At 48.4% G+C, this 18,771-nt stretch carries 15 protein-coding genes; 5 read left to right on the forward strand and 10 right to left on the reverse strand.

Annotated elements, in window-relative coordinates; all coding sequences use genetic code 11:
* Positions 1-93: 93 nt before the first annotated feature.
* Positions 94-1,821: a phospho-sugar mutase gene (locus tag ACYVI9_RS11435; protein ID WP_460764678.1), complete on the forward strand. Its 1,728-nt coding sequence runs from the start codon at positions 94-96 to the stop codon at positions 1,819-1,821.
* Positions 1,822-2,135: 314 nt separating this feature from the next.
* On the opposite strand, the gene ACYVI9_RS11440 is transcribed toward ACYVI9_RS11435, so the two are convergent.
* Complete coding sequence (locus ACYVI9_RS11440) at positions 2,136-2,702, reverse strand: GNAT family N-acetyltransferase (RefSeq protein WP_460764680.1); 567 nt, start codon at positions 2,700-2,702, stop codon at positions 2,136-2,138.
* A gap of 87 nt (positions 2,703-2,789) precedes the next feature.
* On the opposite strand from ACYVI9_RS11440, the gene ACYVI9_RS11445 reads away from it, so the two are divergent.
* Positions 2,790-3,830 carry a DUF3810 domain-containing protein gene (locus tag ACYVI9_RS11445; RefSeq protein WP_460764924.1) on the forward strand — a complete coding sequence of 347 codons (1,041 nt, stop codon included), beginning with the start codon at positions 2,790-2,792 and terminating at the stop codon, positions 3,828-3,830.
* Between the two features lie 15 nt (positions 3,831-3,845).
* On the opposite strand, the gene ACYVI9_RS11450 is transcribed toward ACYVI9_RS11445, so the two are convergent.
* Positions 3,846-5,777 carry a BamA/TamA family outer membrane protein gene (locus ACYVI9_RS11450; protein ID WP_460764682.1) on the reverse strand — a complete coding sequence of 644 codons (1,932 nt, stop codon included), beginning with the start codon at positions 5,775-5,777 and terminating at the stop codon, positions 3,846-3,848.
* On the opposite strand from ACYVI9_RS11450, the gene hemW reads away from it, so the two are divergent.
* Positions 5,730-6,845 (forward strand): radical SAM family heme chaperone HemW, encoded by a 1,116-nt coding sequence (gene hemW / locus ACYVI9_RS11455; RefSeq protein WP_460764684.1) that lies wholly within the window; start codon positions 5,730-5,732, stop codon positions 6,843-6,845. The genes ACYVI9_RS11450 and hemW overlap by 48 nt on opposite strands.
* 29 nt (positions 6,846-6,874) lie before the next feature.
* Here the strand turns inward: hemW and ACYVI9_RS11460 are convergent, their stop codons facing one another.
* From ACYVI9_RS11460 to ACYVI9_RS11490, 7 genes are all read right to left on the reverse strand, one after another.
* On the reverse strand, positions 6,875-7,903 hold the full coding sequence (locus tag ACYVI9_RS11460) for an NAD(P)H-dependent glycerol-3-phosphate dehydrogenase (RefSeq protein ID WP_460764686.1): 1,029 nt from the start codon (positions 7,901-7,903) through the stop codon (positions 6,875-6,877).
* 100 nt (positions 7,904-8,003) lie between these two features.
* Complete coding sequence (locus ACYVI9_RS11465) at positions 8,004-8,441, reverse strand: RidA family protein (RefSeq protein ID WP_460764688.1); 438 nt, start codon at positions 8,439-8,441, stop codon at positions 8,004-8,006.
* A gap of 19 nt (positions 8,442-8,460) precedes the next feature.
* Complete coding sequence (locus ACYVI9_RS11470) at positions 8,461-9,249, reverse strand: SDR family NAD(P)-dependent oxidoreductase (RefSeq protein ID WP_460764690.1); 789 nt, start codon at positions 9,247-9,249, stop codon at positions 8,461-8,463.
* A 23-nt stretch (positions 9,250-9,272) separates the two neighbouring features.
* Positions 9,273-10,088, reverse strand: coding sequence for an alpha/beta fold hydrolase (locus ACYVI9_RS11475; RefSeq protein WP_460764692.1), 816 nt, complete (start codon positions 10,086-10,088; stop codon positions 9,273-9,275).
* Positions 10,089-10,136: 48 nt separating this feature from the next.
* Positions 10,137-11,723 carry an apolipoprotein N-acyltransferase gene (lnt, locus tag ACYVI9_RS11480; protein WP_460764694.1) on the reverse strand — a complete coding sequence of 529 codons (1,587 nt, stop codon included), beginning with the start codon at positions 11,721-11,723 and terminating at the stop codon, positions 10,137-10,139.
* Positions 11,724-11,811: 88 nt separating this feature from the next.
* Entirely contained in the window at positions 11,812-13,620 is a 1,809-nt protein-coding gene (locus tag ACYVI9_RS11485; RefSeq protein ID WP_460764696.1) for an ABC transporter ATP-binding protein, read from the reverse strand.
* Positions 13,621-14,367: 747 nt separating this feature from the next.
* Positions 14,368-14,847, reverse strand: a complete 480-nt coding sequence (locus ACYVI9_RS11490) for a hypothetical protein (RefSeq protein WP_460764698.1) — start codon at positions 14,845-14,847, stop codon at positions 14,368-14,370.
* A gap of 895 nt (positions 14,848-15,742) precedes the next feature.
* Between ACYVI9_RS11490 and uxuA the strand changes: the two genes are divergently transcribed.
* Positions 15,743-16,918, forward strand: coding sequence for a mannonate dehydratase (uxuA, locus tag ACYVI9_RS11495; RefSeq protein ID WP_460764700.1), 1,176 nt, complete (start codon positions 15,743-15,745; stop codon positions 16,916-16,918).
* Positions 16,919-16,936: 18 nt separating this feature from the next.
* On the opposite strand, the gene ACYVI9_RS11500 is transcribed toward uxuA, so the two are convergent.
* Entirely contained in the window at positions 16,937-18,244 is a 1,308-nt protein-coding gene (locus tag ACYVI9_RS11500) for an HAD-IB family phosphatase (RefSeq protein WP_460764702.1), read from the reverse strand.
* A 172-nt stretch (positions 18,245-18,416) separates the two neighbouring features.
* Between ACYVI9_RS11500 and ACYVI9_RS11505 the strand changes: the two genes are divergently transcribed.
* Complete coding sequence (locus ACYVI9_RS11505; protein ID WP_460764704.1) at positions 18,417-18,761, forward strand: hypothetical protein; 345 nt, start codon at positions 18,417-18,419, stop codon at positions 18,759-18,761.
* Positions 18,762-18,771: the final 10 nt, after the last annotated feature.

Here is an 18,771-nt window from a genome sequence, read left to right on the forward strand (position 1 = left end):
TGCCATTCGGAAATCATTAGTTTAAGCATTCATCAGGGTTTTGATTTTGGAAATTCAGAAAATTGTATCTTCCAAACCTAAATTTGGAATATTATGGATACAGCGACAGAACAAAGAATACAGCAGTGGTTAAGCGGTGATTATGATCAGGAGACCAAGGAGGCCATTCGTCAATTACAGGCAGAAAATCCAACCGACCTGGAAGATGCTTTTTACAAGAACCTGGAATTTGGTACGGGTGGACTGAGGGGAATTATGGGCGTCGGGACCAACCGGATGAATAAATATACCGTAGGCATGGCGACCCAGGGTTATGCCAATTACCTCAAGGCTTCGTTTCCGGACCAGCAGGTGCGGGTGGCCATTGCCCATGACAGCCGTAATAACAGCCGGTTTTTTGCTGAAACCACCGCCCATGTATTCGCCGCCAATGGTATTCGTGTATTCTTATTCGAAGATTTAAGGCCCACACCAGAATTGTCCTTTGCCATCAGAACCCTGGATTGTCAGGGAGGGGTCGTCTGTACCGCTTCCCATAACCCCAAAGAGTACAACGGCTATAAAGCTTATTGGAATGACGGCGGGCAATTGGTACCTCCTCATGATAAGAATGTCATTGCGGAAGTGGAGAAGATTATTTCCATCGCTGATGTACAATGGAGTGGCCAGGCGTCCAATATTGAGATTATTGGCAGCGAACTCGATGAGAAGTATATCGAGATGGTCAAGGGGCTGAGCGTTTACCCCGAAGTCATTGAGCAGCAGAATAACCTGAAAATCGTCTACACGCCGATTCACGGTACCGGAATTACCCTGGTCCCCCGCGTTTTGGAGCGCTATGGATTCAAAAATGTAACCATTGTAGAAGCTCAGGCGACGCCGGACGGTAATTTCCCCACTGTAGCCTATCCCAATCCGGAAGAAAAGGAAACCATGAGCATCGGTCTGGACCTGGCCAAGAAGCTGGACGCGGATATTCTGCTGGGGACCGATCCGGATGCCGACCGGGTAGGTATCGGTGTGCGCAATAATCATGGTGATTGGGTGCTGATGAACGGCAATCAGACAGCGGTGCTGGCATTTAATTACCTGCTGGAAGCCCGGAAGGAAAAAGGGATTGCTACCCCAGAGGATATGATCATTACGACCATTGTAACCACCGGTATGGTCGACGACCTGGCCCGGGGCAATGATGTAACTTGTTACCGGGTGCTGACCGGATTTAAATGGATCGCCGAAATGATCCGGCTCAAGGAGGGCAGTGAAAATTATATTGTAGGAGGAGAGGAAAGTTTCGGACTGATGATCGGCGACCGGGTACGGGATAAGGATGCCGTAAGCGCGGTGGCCATACTTTGTGAAATGGCAGCCTATGAGAAACAGCAGGGGCGTAGCCTCTTCGACAAACTGGTAGAACTGTACGTACGGTATGGCTTTTATAAAGAACAGCTGATATCGATTACCAAAAAAGGTATGGATGGTCAACAGCAGATCGCTGAAATGATGAAAAAATTTCGCGAACATCCACCCCGCCAAATCAACGGCGTGCCCGTCGTCCGGATCCTCGATTATGAGAGCAGCCAGGCGCTCGACCTGCGTACAGGCGACAGTTCATCGATAGCATTGCCGAAGTCCAATGTCCTTCAGTTTATCACTGAAGACGGCTCGCTTATTTCTGCGCGTCCCAGTGGAACAGAACCAAAAATCAAATTTTATTTCAGTGTAAAAGAAGGTTTAGAGGGCCCTGAAAAATTTGATGAAACCGATAAAAAGCTGGATGAAAAGATTGCTGCTATCATTAAAGACATGGGGCTTGAATGATCTGATGGCAACTGCGTCATTAAATGGTGTAATTGTAAATTACCCCTTTTAACCGCACCTTTTCAAGACAAATAATACATCGCATAATAATCGGTCAGTTCTTTCCTGAATTTGTTTTTTCTTGCAGGGCTTTTGCTTTTCAACCGGGCGACAAAAGACCTGCATTTTGAAATAAATAATACAACTCTGATGTTCTTCATTAGTGAAATCTTTAAGGTTATTAATAGGTAGATCCGAAATGAATCAAATCCGTGGGCTAAGTTAGCTGGTTCATCGGTATCGCAGGGGGGTATTTTTCCCGTATTGACTTTTTTTTAGGAAAATTTAATATCTGTTTTTATGTTCATTATCAGATTATTCTCATACTGCCCGGCTGCATTTTTGATATAATCCTGTTGGCAGGCCACTTGCCGGAAGCCCAGTGATTCATACAGCACCCTTGCCCGCTGATTGGATTCAAAGACATGCAGCCATAACTGTTCCAGTACCGGGTTGCCTCCGGCCCATTGCAGCGCGAGTTCCAGCAGCAGCCGTCCCAGACCCAGGTCCTGCCACGGCGCCTCAATGCCGATCCCCAATACCGCATTATGGCGGATTTTCAGACGTTGTTCACCCTTGAGGTCCAGATTTCCCACGATGCGGTCTTCACAGACAGCTACCAGCAACAGACTGTTGTCCTCTGCTGCCATGGTTTTGATCCACTCGCGCATCTGTTGTTTGGTGGGAAAGAACTCATTCGGGGTGGAAAGCAGGTGGGCGCTCTGTGAAATATAGCGCATCATGGTAAGAATCAGTGCTGAGGCATCACGGCTGGTGGCCTGTCGGACGGTAACCAGCCGGCCGTTTTTAAGACGATCGGTTATCGGTATAAATTTGTTCAAGATGCTGTATTTTTAACCGGTTAAGTTTATCCCGTGTTCCATTCCCCAAAAACTGTAAAATTAATTATTTGGTCGCTGTTGCTGATAGTGACAGCGCTTATTCTGATTGCTTCCGGCAGTCCCATATGGGTGGAGAATCATTATACTTATGGCGTTTATCCCTTTATCAGCCGCATGCAGCGACTGCTTTTTGGCTGGATACCCTTTAGCCTTGGGGACCTGATCTACCTGGGACTGCCCGTCTGGGTAATCTGGCGATTTGTAAAGTTGCTTAAAAAAATCCGGCACCGTAGTATAACACGTGCCGCGATGCTCCGAAGGCTCAGCAAACTGTTATTTATTTTCCTGGTTCTCTTTGTGGTATTCTATGGCCTTTGGGGATTGAACTATTCACGTCTGGGTATTTCGGGTCAATTGCAGCTTCGGGAAACCAATTATCGTCCGGCGGATCTGGATACCCTGGTGGCCCTCCTGCAGTTGCGCCTGAACCATGAGGCAGCCAATGTGGATACGGCCGAACGCCCTGGAATCAGCAACAGGGCGCTTTTCGACGCGGGTGTCCGTGGGTATACAGCCCTGGGCAGAGAATATCCCTTTCTGCGCTACCGAAAACGATCGGTAAAGCCCTCCCTGTTCAGTTATCTGGGTAACTATATGGGATTCCAGGGTTACTATAATCCCTTTACGGGCGAGGCCCAGGTCAATACCACGGTGCCTTTTTCTGAAAAGCCTTTTGTGACCGTCCATGAGATGGCCCACCAGCTGGGCTATGCACGGGAAAATGAAGCCAATTTTGTCGGATTTCTGGCCTGTCGCCAGCATGCCTCGATTCATTTCCGGTACGCCGGATATTTCGATATGTACCGCTATGCCCTGCGGGAACTGACTGCCGTGGATTCCCTGGCCGCGGTTGCCTACCAACGACAGCAACATCCACGCGTGACCGCCGATATTGACGAACTCTACCGGTTTTACAGCCATTACCGTAATCCGGTAGAACCTTTGGTCAGTATGTTCTATGATTATTTTCTGAAAGCGAATCGCCAGCCCCGCGGTACAGCCAGCTACAGTGAAGTCGTCCGTTGGCTGATTGCCTATTACAAGAAATATGGCAAGGAGACCCTCTGAGTAGCCTGCTGTAGATTAAAAATAATTCAGGAAGCCGAAATGTATCTTCGACTGGCGGAGGTTAAAATCGGTATCATTTCTTTTGCCAATTGCCCAGGCCAGCCGGAACTGTCCCGCCTTGGTTTCAAAGGCCAGTCCGAAGCCTCCGCTGATATAGGTATATCCTGTCTGCGTCCCCGAACCTGATTCGCGCCCCCAACCACCATCGCTGAACACATTGAAATAGGAGCGGGGCCCGACCAGGTAACGGTATTCCAGACTGCCAATTCCAAAGGCAGAGAGATACTGGCTTTGTTCGTCAAAACCCCGCAGCAGGTGATTGCCCCCTATCTGGAACAATTCGTTGCGGTAGATCCGGCTGCCGGAAATATAACCCCCGTTCACCGCCAGCCGAAGGGTGCTCCGGCGGGATTTGCCCAGGGGAAAATAGCGGGCTGCCGCGAGTTCGCTTCGCCATTGGTAGGCCCGGCTTTTTACCGTATCATAAAGACGGGCAAAATCAAAGCCGGGATCTGAAGGATCCTGGAGTTCCAGGATCTGGTTATTGGGACGGATTTTTTTCAGGCCGACCATCGTATTGAAAAAAAGTTCAGTACCTGCGACAGGATTATAGATATAGTCGGTATTATTGAATCGGTATTGAAAGCCCAGACTGGTCATACGAAGGTCTGCTTCCCCGGGTAACTGGCGGGTGCGGATAATGGCAGCCGCATCGATTCCACTTAGAATAGTACTGAACCGCTGCAGGTAGACCTTGAGTTCCTGTTGGGCCGTAAGCTGGTATTGAACGCCGATATCGAAATTGAAATTCAGAAAGCTGGAATCTTTTTTGAACATATTAAATCCGAAATCAATTCCGAAGGGAGAGCGAAACAGATAGGGCTGTTTATAATTGATACTTAGTTGCTGGGAACTCACCTGTAAGGCCTGCCAGACCAGGCCCAGGGTCTCGCCGGCGCCCAGGGTATTATTAAGCTGTAACAATGCTTCGCCGGTAAGCCGCAACTTGGGACGCTGCGGATCATCGCCGGGAAGAAAGCCAACCACGACATTGATCTGACTGCTTTTTCTGCCGTCCAGGAATAGTTCCACGACGCCTCCTGTACTACGCCAGTGAAACTGTGGCGGAAAAGTTTCCTCCACATAATTGAGTTTTTTGAGCGCTGTTGAAATGCCCTGCAGCTTCTGTTTATTATAGACCGATCCATTGCGGATGTCCAGGTACTGCTGCAGGTATTCCTTACTGATCCGGGCATTGCCGGTAATTTTCAGGCTATCGATATGGTAGCGCGGTCCGGTTTCGACATGCAGGGTACCGGACACTTCCTCCCCGTTGAGCTGCATGTCCTGCATCGAAACACTGGCGAAAGGGTAGCCATTGTTTTCCATTGCGTCCAGCAGTTGCCGCTGATAGGTCTGCAGCTGGTGCCGGTCAAAGGGACGGTGGTTGAATGTCGTCGGATCCCAGCCTATAGTACGCAACCAGGGAAGGCTGGTACTGTCGGCTTTTATGGCCATCCACCGGTACTGCCGGCCCAGGAAAAGCAGGACACGGGCGCCACTGCTGTCGGCCTCCACCGAATCCAGGGACGCCGTAATATAACCACGGGCCTGCAAATCAGGCAGGAGCTGGTCGAGGTAAATCCTACAATCTTCCCGGCTCAGGAAGTTTTGAGGAATCCCGAGTTCCCGGTGCAGGAAGCTGCTGTCCCGGTCCACAGACCTGACCTGCAGGGGATAGCCACCCTGACCCAGTGCCGGCCAAACCAGCAAAAAGCTGAATGCTGTGAGCAGGTATCGTATCTTTGCAGGTCTCAACAGGCCGTAAAAGTAGCGGATTCGGATAACAACAGGAAGCCGGATTCCCCCTGGCAGAACCGACCTGAAATTGCGATCACCATGAGTGGTATTTATATTCATATTCCTTTTTGCAGGCAGGCCTGCCATTATTGTAATTTTCATTTTGCGACTTCACTCACAAAAAAAGAGGCGATGGTGTCGGCAATCGGCCGGGAGTTGGAAATGCGTGGCAGCAATACGACTTACCAGACGGTATATTTCGGAGGCGGCACACCCAGTTTGTTGTCGGCGGCGGATTTGGCGTATCTCCTGGATCGGGTTCGCCACAGCGGAATTGTCCTGGCGGATGCAGAAATTACACTGGAAGCCAACCCCGACGATCTGCAGGAGGGCCAACTAATCAACTGGAAGGCAGTCGGCATCAACCGACTGAGTATCGGGGTGCAGTCTTTTTTTCAGGCTGATCTGGAATGGATGAACCGGGCCCATAATGAACATCAGGCCCGAGAGGGGCTGGAGCTGGCTCTGAAATATTTTGACAATATCAGCATTGATCTGATTTATGGCAGTCCGGGTCTCAGCGATGCCGCCTGGCAGGAGAATCTGGAGACGGCGATCGCCTATGGTATTCCCCATTTATCCTGTTACGCCCTGACGGTGGAGCCCAGAACCCCTCTGGACAAACTGATCCGGACCCATCGGAAAGCGGATATTGATCCTGAACAGCAATCCCGGCAGTTTCTGTTACTGATGCAGTTGCTGCGGACGGCCGGGTATGAGCATTATGAAATTTCAAATTTTGCACAACCGGGTTGTAGAAGCCGTCATAACAGTGCTTACTGGGAGGGCAGTTCCTATCTGGGTATTGGCCCTTCAGCGCATTCTTATACAGGACGGGAGCGTAGCTGGAATATTGCAAACAATCAGCAGTATATCGATGCCATTGCCCGCGGACAACTTCCCCGGGAAACAGAGATGCTCACACCTGTTCAGCAAATCAATGAAAGCATCATGATCGGCCTGCGACGGATCGAGGGCCTGGATATTAGCGGCTTTACCGAAGCGCAACAAAGAACGGTGTGGTCGCTGGCTAAAAAATACGAAGATCGCGGGCAGCTGCGCCGACAAGGTCAGCGCATCCTGTTATCCGATGAAGGTAAATTGTTTGCGGACGGGATTGCAGCCGATTTGTTTTTCGAAGAAGATGCTGATTAAATACTTTACTCAACACGGCGCTACGGGCATCAAATCAGTACCCGCTCAATCCTGGAAAAACCCTGAGCCGGCGGTAACTGCTCCCAGAGAATATTATAAATTTCGGCGGCAATGGGCATCTCGGCTTCCAGTTTTTTATTGATATCGAAAATGCATTTGGCGGCATTATAGCCTTCAGCCACCATATTAAGCTCCAGCCGGGCTGCCTGTACCGAATATCCTTTACCGATCATATTACCGAAAGTACGGTTACGGCTGTACAGCGAATAACAGGTGACCAGCAGGTCACCCAGGTAAACGGAAGCTGCGTAGTTGGCGGACCTGGTATCAGGCTGATGTTCCCCTACCACGATATGGTCAGCACCGAAGCGACGCAGGAAGCCGGCCATCTCGTCCGCACTATTGGCTATATAAACACTCAGAAAATTATCACCATAGTCCAGACCATGGGCGATACCGGCGCCCAGGGCATAGATATTCTTAAGCACTGCCGCATACTGTACGCCCAGGATGTCATCATTGACGACAGTATTGATAGCGGGGGTGGTAAAATATCCGGCAATTTTGCCGGTAAAATCCCTGTCGATACCGGAGAAAGTCAGATAGGAAAGTTTTTCTGCTGCGACTTCTTCCGCATGACAGGGGCCCAGTACGGCAAAATAATTTTTAAGCGGAACCTTAAAATCACGGGCCAGGTAATCATTCAATAACACATTGTCACCCGGCAACATGCCTTTCACCGCAGAAAGAATTTTTTTCTGGTGCAAGGCTGCAGGATCGAGTTGGCTAAGGGTCTCGACTACATAGGCCGAGGGGATGGCCAATATCAGCACCTGGGCAGCTTCCACCACTTTATTGAGATCCGTTTCGATTTTCAGGAGTCTGGGCTGTAGGGTAGCCGAAGGTATATACTGAGGATTGTGACCCCGTTTTCTGATAAAATCGGCCCGGTATTCATTACGTACCCACCAATGCACTTTATGGCCATTATCCGTGAGAATCTTTACCAGGGCCGTCGCCCAGCTGCCGCTGCCAATAATACCGAATTTTAGTGCCATATCCTGATTGCATTTTCTGCCATTATCCGGCAGTTATCTGGGGCGAAAGTAACAAACAAAAAGTTTCCAATATGCCTTTAGCTGCAGTTGGTTTTTTTAGTTATTTGGGTAAATGCGCAATTAATTCTACTTCCAGTCGGGCCGCCGCCATATATAATCTTTGGACCTGAACCCAGGTAGCTGCAGGAAAATCACCCCGGTAGTATGTTTTCCTTACATAATTCAGTTTTTTCATCGCTTCGATATCTGTCGTATACAGATTTTCCTTTACCACATTTTCAAAACCGGCGCCGAAGCTGGCCAATGAAGCTTTCAGGTCATTATAAACCGAGCGCACACCTTCCGGGCTTAGCTCGCTGGTGACCGCCCCGGAGATATAGAGGATATTATCCACTTTCAATACCTGGGTATAGCCGGCACTGGTGTCCTGGCGCAGGGCATTGTTGTTCCAATGCCATTTTTCTTTTTTAAGGGTGCTGTCCTGCGAATAAGACACCCCAAAAAACAGTAAAGCCGGAAGCAGAAGTATATATTTCATCGCCATTTTTTTAATAAGTTCAGGATTGGTCAGCGGGTGGTTCCGACGGTTTTCTGAAACTATAATAACTGTTGGCCTGCTGGGTGCAGGTGACGACCAGTTCGTTGATACATACATGGTCGGCCAGGGTGGTGACATAGTAAATTGTCTCTGCCACATCGACGGCGACCAATGGTTCCATACCTGTGTATACCGCATCTGCGGCCTGTTGGTTACCTTTGAACCGCACCCTGGAAAATTCCGTGTCGGCCGCTCCGGGATGAATGGCTGTTACTTTGATATTATAAGGTAGCAGGTCGATGCGCATACCTTCGCTTAAAGCCGTCACTGCGTGTTTGGTGGCGCAGTACATATTACCCTGTGCATATACTTCTTTGCCCGATATGGAACTGATATTGATAATATGACCGGATCGACGCTCCCGCATGCCCTGCACGACCATATGGGATATATAGGCCAGTCCTTTTAGATTCGTATCGATCATGGTGTCCCAGTCATCCAGGCTGGCCTGATCGAAATTGTCCCTGCCCAGGGCCAGACCGGCGTTATTGACCAATACATCTATATCCTGCCAATCAGGAGGCAGACCGCTGATAGCCGTCTGGCAGGCTTGACGGTCCCGGATGTCAAAGTTCAGTAAATAGACCGGCGTCTGGTATTGGTCCTCCAGGGAATTGCGGAGTTGTTCCAGCCGGTCTTTTCTCCGGCCCGTGAGGATCAGCCTGCAGCCATTCGCAGCAAATTTCCGGGCCGCCGCCTCGCCAAAGCCGGCTGTTGCGCCGGTGATGAATATATTTTTTTGCTTCATTGTCGTATTGTTGAAGTTTACAATTAAAGTGATCTTGCCGCACTGTTATTGTCGGCCAGGAAATCCTCCAGGATCCGGGTAGAAAGATCGGGCTCTTCCAGCATGCCCATATGACCGGAATCTTTCAGGATTTCCACCCGGCTGGTGGCCGGCAATGCGGCTTGTTCCAGTGTAACTTCCAATGGAATAATGGTATCTGCCGCTCCGAATACAAACAGTACCGGAACCCGGGCATTTTCTAAAACTGCAGTCCGGTCCGGCCTTGCAATCATGGCTTCATAGTATTCAATCAATGCCGTATCGGTAAACGGTTCATAGGATTTTTTAAAATCGTCCACCAGCGGGGCGCGTTCCGAGAGCGTAGCCGGTGCGAAGAGGTTGCCGGGCTGCAGGTCCAGGAACTGCTGCGCGCCGTATTTTCGGATAAAATCAATGCCTTTGCGCCGGTTGCTGATTTTCTCTTCATGATCCGCAATGGCGGAGGAGTGGAAAAGGCCAAAGGCACTGAGCCGGTCGGGGTATTTTTCCGCATAAGCGAGTGTGATATAGCCGCCCATGCTGTGACCGATCAGCGTTATCCCTTCCAGCCCCTCGGCCGCTGCAATTTCTTCCAGACAGTCGGCAATGGCTTCCATACTGACATCATCGGTGAGTTCTGAAAGTCCGCTCCCGGGAATATCCGGTGTAATAACCTGGTACTGCCTGGAGAGTGCGGTAGCCTGCGCCTCCCATACATGATGGTCTTCGCCGAACCCATGCAAAAGGATCAGGGCCTGGCCGCTGCCGCCGCTCTGGTAACTGATGATACGGTTGTTAATACTGATTGATTTTCTTTCCATGGTTTAAGTTTTTTGATGCCTGAGCCTACCGGTGGCTGACGCTGTTCATCAGCGGGCTTGGTTGTTCCGCTCGCGGATTTTTTTATATACGCCCCAGAGCAATAAGAGGGGTGCCAGCAAACAGAAGAGTCTGGAAGTCAGGTCGCCATATTTCGTGAAAAAGGTATCGGTGATATACGCCGCCAGTTTTTGTTTTAGTGCGCCCTGTTGCTCCCAGCCAAGTTGCTGGACAATATTGCCGTAGGGATCAATAAAACAACTGATGCCTGTATTCGCACTACGGGCTACCCATTTGCGGCTTTCGATGGCCCTTAGCCGGGCATAATTCATGTGCTGGCGGTAACCCGGGGTATCACCCCACCAGCCGTCATTGGTAATGACGCAAATCAGATTGGAGCCCCGGCGGTTGAATTCTGACAGGTATTCACCGTAAATGCTTTCATAACAGATTGCCGGGGTGATGGTAAATTGTCCCTGCAGGGTGGTCAGGTTCCTGGCCACACTGTCACGGGCATAGCCGCCTCCTGTACCACCAAATTTTTCAAAAACAGGGGCCATAAATGCCAGAAAGCCCGGCAATACTTCTACACCGGGTACAAGTTTTGATTTATGATAAATCCGGGTACGGCTGGTATCCATTAATCCGGCACTGTTATAACTTTCATAGTAACCGCTGCCGTCGCGGTAAGGGGTGGCATAACGGCTATGTGGCACCCTGAAATTCCGGTAACCTTCAATGCCGGTCAGCAGGCTTAGGTTGGGGTGCCAGGTCAGCCAATACCGGACGGGCTGAATAAAAGGTTCATCCTGCAGCCAGTCTTCATTCAGCCTGGCGGGAATCGCGGTTTCCGGCCAGACAACCAGCGCCGTCTGGCTATCGATCTGGCTTTCCGAAAGCCGGATCAGGGTCTGCAGCTGGCGACCGGCGTCTATTCCCTGGATTTTGGCGTAAGGATCCACATTGGGTTGGACGACCACCACATTGTATTTTTGATGTAGCAGGGTCAAATTACTTTTGACAAAGTAAGAAATCAGGATGGGCAGAAAAAGCAAGGCGATCCAGGACAGCGCTGCCCGGAAATACCGCAGACTGCGACCCTCACGGCCATACGTCTGCAGGGTATAAAAGACCAGAAGATTACTTAAGAGCACCCAGAGGCTGCCACCGGAACTGCCGGTGTATTCGTACCACTGCACCCAGTTCGGGTGCGTAGCAAAAACATTCCCTAATGTCAGCCAGGGCCAACTCAGGTCCCAGTGCTGGTGCAGGTATTCAAAACTCAGCCAGTAAGCTGCCAGACTGAGTAGTGCCAGTGGCTGGCTCAGGTGCTTTTTTGTCCAGTAATACAACATCCAGGGCAGACACATCAGCAGACTATTGGCAAAAAAGGCGCTCGCACCGCCGATGATACTGGCTTTGGCTACCCACCAGGTCGTGAGCAGGTTCCAGAGTACCATATGCAGGTAAGTCAGCCCGAAAAATTTTCCCGCACTCCGACTTTGTTCGGCAATCTGTAACAGGGGCAACCAGGCAATAAAAATAAGCAGGGTCAGGGGTGAGACCGGCCAGGCTGCCCATAACAGCAGGGCGCCGGCTACAGCGAGCAACAAATTACGGTAGCGCGATGAAATCATGCTGTAAATTTACAGGGAAAACGGTTCTCGGCTACAAATAGCCTCTGGGGCGACCCATTCAGGTGCCTGCGGTAGTAGCGGTCAAAGTTTAAACCGGGAGGGCTTCGCTGGTCTTTCTTCTTTCTCCGATCTGTTGCCGCCACATGGCATAATACAAACCTTTCTTTTCCAGCAGGGAATAGTGGGAACCGGTCTCTGCAATTTCTCCGCGCTCCAATACAAAAATACGGTCGGCGTGCATAATGGTGGACAGCCGGTGCGCAATAAGCACCGTGATCTGATCTCCCTTGGAAGACACCTGCCTTATCGTATCGGTTATGGCTTCTTCGGTGAGGGAATCCAATGCGGAAGTCGCCTCATCAAAGATGAGCAGATGGGGATCCCGCAACAGGGCCCTGGCAATGGCGATCCTTTGTTTTTCGCCACCACTGAGTTTCAGACCGCCTTCCCCGATGACCGTCAACAGACCGTTCTCAGCACGTTCCAGGATGGAGCTGGCGCTCGCCTGCTGCAAAACCTGGAGGAGCTGATCGTCGGTAGCCGTCGGGTTGACAAATAAAAGATTCTCCCTGATGGTACCGGCGAATAATTGGGTGTCCTGGGTAACAAAACCGATCTGGGCGCGTAGTTCTTCAAAATCGATGGCTTCCCCACGGATTTCATTATAATATATTTCTCCTTGAATAGGCCGGTACAGTCCCACCAGCAGTTTTACCAGGGTGCTCTTGCCACTGCCGCTGGGACCTACAAAGGCAATGGTCTCTCCTTTGGTAACTTCAAAGGAAATATCTTCAAGGGCGTTGAAACTGGCAGTCTGGTGTTTGAAACTCACTTGGCGAAAAGCCAGTTGCTGTATGGAACCGATACTTTGCGGCGTGAGGGGTCGGGGTTCGGCCTGACGCTGCATCAAGCCGTGAAAATTTTGGAGGGAGGCTTCGGCTTCCCGATAGGAAAGGATGATATTGCCGATTTCCTGCATGGGGCCAAAGAGGAAGAATCCATAGAACATCAGCGAAAGGTATTGCCCCGGCGTTATGGATCCCTTAAATATCAGCCAGAGCAGGGTGAAAGCGATGACCTGCTGCAGCAGGTTCACCAGGGTCCCCTGAATGAAACTCAGGGCACGAACGCTTTTGACTTTTTTGAGTTCGAGTCCCAGAATTTTAAAGGTATTGCTGTTGAGTCTTTTTATTTCCTGGTTGGTTAATCCCAGACTTTTGACGATTTCGATATTGCGCAGACTCTCGGTAGTGGTTCCGGCCAATGCTGTAGTTTCACTTACAATATGCCGTTGGATCCGTTTTATTTTTTTCGAAAGCAGGCTGGTTACCACTGCAATCAGCACAATGCCGAGGGCGTAGACCGGCATGATACTCCAATGCAGTCGGAACGCATAGATCGAGACAAAAACCACACTCACAATGATGACGAAAAATACATTGATAAAGCTGGTGATAAATTTTTCGGTGTCGGTGCGTACTTTGGTCAGGATGGAGAGGGTTTCACCGCTGCGCTGATCTTCGAAATCCTGATAGGGCAGGCGCATGGAATGTTTCAGACCGTCTGTGAATATAGTTGCGCCGAATTTCTGAATAATCACATTGACGAAATAATCCTGAAAGGCTTTGGCAATCCGGCTGACCATGGCGGTTCCGATCAGCAGCATCAGAAAATAAAATAAGCCGTGGTAGCCATCTCCGCCGAAGAGGTATTCGGTTTCCGTCCGTGGTGCCGTCTGTCCTTTGTCAAAATGATGGGGATGGTTGGCAAAGAGATCGAGCAGCTGGCCACTGATCATGGGTGCAAACAGTGAAAAGACCTGATTGACCGACGCTAAAAATAAAGCCAGCAATACCAGCCATTTATAGGGTTTGATGTAATGTAACAATATCCGCATAGTATTTCCTTGAAGCGATGGGGAAGCGGGCATTTAAAAAATGCCATGATGTTATCAACAAATAAAATTATTGAATGTTTGGCACCGAATGTGGATTTTTTAATCTCCCCCCGCCCGATACTGTTCAGGAGCGGCCTGTCCCGGTGTTCCGGTGTCCCCAAAATTATCCATCCTGAAGACCAGATACCGGCTTGCGAATATTTAGTGCGGCCACTGAATGACCCAAAATTCGCAGGCTAAGTCATTTTGTGTAGATTTTTAAATAATAGAATACGATTATGTTCGTATTTCTGACTATTGCCTGATATGTTCCAATTTATAATTATCCGATGCATGAGTGCCCCTACCCATAGATGGTATTTTACGCTCATTTTGTTTTACCGCAATTCCGTCTGATCATCCCCACCTGATATTTTTCGCTTTTTTTTTCATACTGGCCATTAGAAAATTAGCTATAATCATTTGGAACATGATAATCAAAGAACAACCATATTATGCATACGATAATGAAATCGTAAGCAAAAAAAGAGAATATGGTCAAATAAAAAATATACGGAGTAGATTAATCAGATTGAAATTATCCGAGATTGAATTAAATTCGATATTTAAATCGGCTTCAATATTAACTCCTTAAATAAATGTTGTAGAGAAGCAATGAATTTAAATATACGGAAAAAATTATCCACTGCCCCATCATTTAAGGAGCAATTCGATTATTGTCGATTGTATTTTAATTAAAAAGAACCCCTATTTTATGATCTTAAAGAATGGTTCCTTATAACTATCATGTTCCCATTTTAGTTCGCCGTTGAACCATACTTTTGTCACTAAAATCGAAGAAGGTGTACGATAAAACGCACCCTTTAGGGTATCGGTATCTGTATCACTCCATTTGATAAGCGTTATAGGGTATTCTTCAGTTTTTTCAATGTTCAGGCCAATTCCAATTCGATATCTGCCGTCAGGATGTTTATATATGCTAAACATTCTCGGCCGATCTAAGTTTCCTTCAAAAACTTCATAAAAAGTCCCATTTTTTGAATAGTAGGTTTTGATTGCGCTGGTATCGTAGGCGTTTTGGTTTTGGGGATTCAGTAAGTCCATGCCGAATTCATCCTCGACAGCAATTTCTATACTGGATGCCAATGCGTATTTCTGCCGCTTGTTTTTCGAGCAGGAGGAAACAGTCGTGCAAAATATCGACATGCAAATTATAATTATTTTCATAGTCAGAGTAATAGTCAGAGTCAGAGTATAAATTTACGGAGTAGTATTATATATCATTTTAACCTCATCATTGTAAGTGCTAGTGCCTGGATTAAAGTTGTTAAAATTATACCAACTGTTGTAATAATTATCTCCCCATCCTCAGTTCATATGCAAATGCAAAGAAGTCGTGTTCTCTACACATTCTCCATTCACATTTTCAGAATAAATGGTCCAGATTTTATAACCATCACAAACCCACATATCGCCATCTTTATAAGTAGCAAAAATTCACCATCGGCTTTTCGTTCCACCACTTAAAATTACAGGTTTTCCCTGACCTATATCATTTTTAACTGTTAGATAAGTATAGTCGCCTAAAGTTGCGCTGGAGTAGCCAAACGTATTGGTGACTACTTTAGCGCAATTATAATCGTGATCTATCCCTGTGCCGGAACAATTAAATACCTCGCTGTGAGTTACGCGCAGTTCCTGAAACGAGTACTCGATGGTGTCAGCCGAAGCAATTTTCAAATCCCGGGTGGTCTTTTATATGTTCTTTGATCCAGTGTATTGCCTCCAATGCAAGCAGTATAGAATAGTTGAAGCAACAAATCGTTATAACCATCACGGGCAAATACATGACGCTTACCGACATGTTGGTTTACTCATCACTCAAAATCGCTTTTGGTTAAGGACTCATTCAGAAAATTGATTTCCCCAAAAGACTGGATATACGTGTTTCTGCTGAACTTGCATACTGGATAACTTAAGATACTATCCATGTTCACTCATTTAGGTGAAACTGCAAAGGGCTTCAAATCCACAACTGTGGATAATTATAAGCTCTTTGCTTTATTCGTTTGCGAAATCAAGGTGAATGAAATTAATGATTTTTGAGCTATTTTAGCGGGCTATGAGTTATAAAATGATCCAGACTATGCGCTGGTATGGCGACAATGATGTAGTATCCCTGGCCGATATCCGCCAGGCCGGAGCCACCGGTATCGTTACCGCGCTGCATCACATTCCGGTAGGGGAAATATGGACAGTTGATGAAATTAAAAAGAGAAAAGCGACGATTGAAGCCGCCGGACTCCGCTGGGAAGTGGTAGAAAGCCTGCCGGTTCATGAAGATATTAAAAAGCGGAATGGCAATTACCAGCAATGGATTGATAATTATAAGCGAAGCATGGAGCACCTGGCTGAACAGGGCATCCGGGTCATCACCTATAATTTTATGCCTGTGCTGGATTGGGTACGCACCAATCTGGACTATCCCACCGATACCGGCGCCCGCTGTCTACGGTTCGGCTGGAAGGAATTTGTGGCTTTTGACAATTTTATATTGAAGCGGCCTGGTGCCGATCAGGATTATAAGCCGGAGGATCTCGCTCAGGCCCGTGCTTATTTTGAAAGCCTGGATGCTCCGGCCAGGGAGCAGCTCAAAATTTCCTGTCTGATGGGATTGCCGGGTTCCGAGGGGCTGTTTACGCCGGAACAGGTGCTGGAACTTTTCAGCCAGTATGATCATATTACTGCCGATACCCTGCGGCAGCATCTCTTTAGTTTTCTCAATGAAATCAGTCCGGTCGCCGAAGCACAGGGCCTTCAGTTGGCCATCCATCCCGATGACCCGCCCTATCCGATTCTGGGCCTGCCCCGGATCATGAGTACGGCGGCAGATGTGGAAGCGATGATGACAGCGGTACCCTCCCCCAATGCCGGACTTTGTTTCTGCACCGGATCCTTTGGTGCCCGCAGCGATAATGACCTGAAAGCGATGCTGAAAAAATTCGGAAGCCGGGTGTATTTCCTCCACCTGCGCAGTACCCAGCGGGATGAAGGTGGCAATTTTTATGAAGCCAACCACCTGGAAGGGAATGCCGATCTGTTGGGCATCATTCAGTTGGTCAGCGCACTACAGCATCAGGAGGGGCGTTCCATTCCGATGCGTCCGGACCATGGCCATCAGATGCTCGATGACCTGCAGAAGCAGGCCTATCCGGGTTATTCCGCCATTGGCCGCCTGAAAGGGCTGGCAGAAATACGGGGCGCCGAAGCCGCCATTCACCGCCTACTGGAGCTCTAAAATTCCTGGCGATGCGGTCTAGTAAAGTACCCTGAATTTAATGGTATGCTCGATCTTTTTTAATTCCCGGAGCAATTGTTTATCATAATTTTTTTCGATATCTGTGATCACATACCCGATACGGGCATTGGTCATCAGGTACTGGGCACTGATATTGATCCGGTGTTCCGCCAGAATCGTATTAAAACGGGCGATTACACCGGGCTGGTTTTTATGGATATGGATGATCCGGTGGGTTCGGCTGACGGCGGGTAACTGCAGGCCCGGGAAATTGACACTATGACTGATCGCACCCTTGTTGATAAAGTTGATAATCCTTTGTTCCACGGGCGCTTTAGGCGCTTTGCCCCCGGCGGGCTGATCAAATACTACGATACCGGCATCGGTGCAGCGTTCGAGTGGCAGCTGACGATCCGCTTCGCCATAGCAACCAATAGCTTTCAGCCGGCTGGCTTTTTTGAGCGCGGTTGCCTCCAGAACAATGCCGGGTCCTAGTAGCAGTATGCCTGCCTGACGGATATCCGGTGCAGTTGCGGGATCATCGCTGGCTATGGTATAACCTTCTGCTGTCAGCAATCCCAGATGTGCCGGATCGATGGTACCCATTACCAGTACATGGATCCGGTTCTTGGGATAGGAGATGGCACCGGGCAGCTGGTTGACATATAAAAATTCATCGAAACTGGGTGTGATATGATCTGCCTTGGCTGTTACTGATTTGCGGGAGATATTTTCAGTAAAGGCAAAAAACTTTTTGATCACACCGCTTTCCCGCAACTGAAAATCCGAATAGCCGTCGCCGATGCCATAGATATGTCCCTGGAGGTTCAGCTGTTTTAATAAGGTGACTTTACCGCCTTCACTGCTGAGCGGGTTTTTGTCGTCGTACCCGATGATTTTTCCCGCTTTGTCAAAGACAAAGGTATTGGCATAGATATTTTCCTTTTTGATTCCGAATTTTTTGACCACTGGAGTAATAAACTCTTTAAATCCCCCCGAGACAATCAGTACCTCATCAGTATGTTTTTTGAAGAAGGACGCATTTCTCGAAAAAGACTTCGAAACCTGCTTTTTCAGGTGGCTGATCAATTTCTTCAAATGATCCTTATTGGCCTCCAGTAACCGAACCCGGTGGGCGAGACTTTCTGAAAACGAGAGCTTGCCTTCCATGGCCTGGTTGGTATAGTCGGAAATCTTCCGGTAAATTTCTTCTTTTTCGGGATGGGATTTCAGCGAGATGCGTGCCAGCTCATCCAAAGCTTCAACCTGTGTAAAAGTGCTGTCAAAGTCGATAATATAATAGTTCTTCTGTGTCTTCGCGCTCATTTTCTGCATATTGTGATCAGATGGGATTTTTACGACCGCAAAAGTACGGGGTAATCTTAACATTGACCTAACAGGATATTCGGATAATGCTAACAGGTTACTCAGGAACTGGCTTAGTTTATGTTGCAAAGGCGATATAGCAGGAAGTAGTATTCACCCTAAACAATCTTGTATGCAACAGCCCGCAACAATGACCACACTTAGTGAGGTACTGGAGAAATTGAATCGAAAAGGCATAGAAAACGAAATCGTCATGAATGAAGCCAATGAGATGGTTTCTACAAGCCTCGACAAAAAGTACCAGCCCGATGATCTCCTGATTTTTAAAGCCTTCCGGTTCGAGTCGGACAGCGATCCCGCCGATAATTCCGTGCTCTTTATGATGGAAGATCAGGAAGGTTATATTCTGTACCTGATTGATTGTTACGGTCCATATAGCAATTATGGATCGGCCTTCGATGATTTCCTGAAAAGAATACCGGTGGAAGACCGCCTGGAACAACTGTGCTGCCAGTAGGGCCCGGCTT

This window comes from Niabella terrae (genome assembly GCF_054783135.1).

Bases quoted from the DNA above. Each gene is read 5' to 3' on its own strand.
- ACYVI9_RS11435 (WP_460764678.1), top strand. From the start codon at position 94: ATGGATACAGCGACAGAACAAAGAATACAGCAGTGGTTAAGCGGTGAT.
- hemW (WP_460764684.1), top strand. From the start codon at position 5,730: ATGAGTGGTATTTATATTCATATTCCTTTTTGCAGGCAGGCCTGCCAT.
- ACYVI9_RS11450 (WP_460764682.1), bottom strand. From the start codon at position 5,777: ATGGCAGGCCTGCCTGCAAAAAGGAATATGAATATAAATACCACTCAT.
- ACYVI9_RS11460 (WP_460764686.1), bottom strand. From the start codon at position 7,903: ATGGCACTAAAATTCGGTATTATTGGCAGCGGCAGCTGGGCGACGGCC.
- ACYVI9_RS11465 (WP_460764688.1), bottom strand. From the start codon at position 8,441: ATGAAATATATACTTCTGCTTCCGGCTTTACTGTTTTTTGGGGTGTCT.
- ACYVI9_RS11470 (WP_460764690.1), bottom strand. From the start codon at position 9,249: ATGAAGCAAAAAAATATATTCATCACCGGCGCAACAGCCGGCTTTGGC.
- ACYVI9_RS11475 (WP_460764692.1), bottom strand. From the start codon at position 10,088: ATGGAAAGAAAATCAATCAGTATTAACAACCGTATCATCAGTTACCAG.
- lnt (WP_460764694.1), bottom strand. From the start codon at position 11,723: ATGATTTCATCGCGCTACCGTAATTTGTTGCTCGCTGTAGCCGGCGCC.
- ACYVI9_RS11485 (WP_460764696.1), bottom strand. From the start codon at position 13,620: ATGCGGATATTGTTACATTACATCAAACCCTATAAATGGCTGGTATTG.
- ACYVI9_RS11490 (WP_460764698.1), bottom strand. From the start codon at position 14,847: ATGAAAATAATTATAATTTGCATGTCGATATTTTGCACGACTGTTTCC.
- uxuA (WP_460764700.1), top strand. From the start codon at position 15,743: ATGAGTTATAAAATGATCCAGACTATGCGCTGGTATGGCGACAATGAT.
- ACYVI9_RS11500 (WP_460764702.1), bottom strand. From the start codon at position 18,244: ATGAGCGCGAAGACACAGAAGAACTATTATATTATCGACTTTGACAGC.
- ACYVI9_RS11505 (WP_460764704.1), top strand. From the start codon at position 18,417: ATGCAACAGCCCGCAACAATGACCACACTTAGTGAGGTACTGGAGAAA.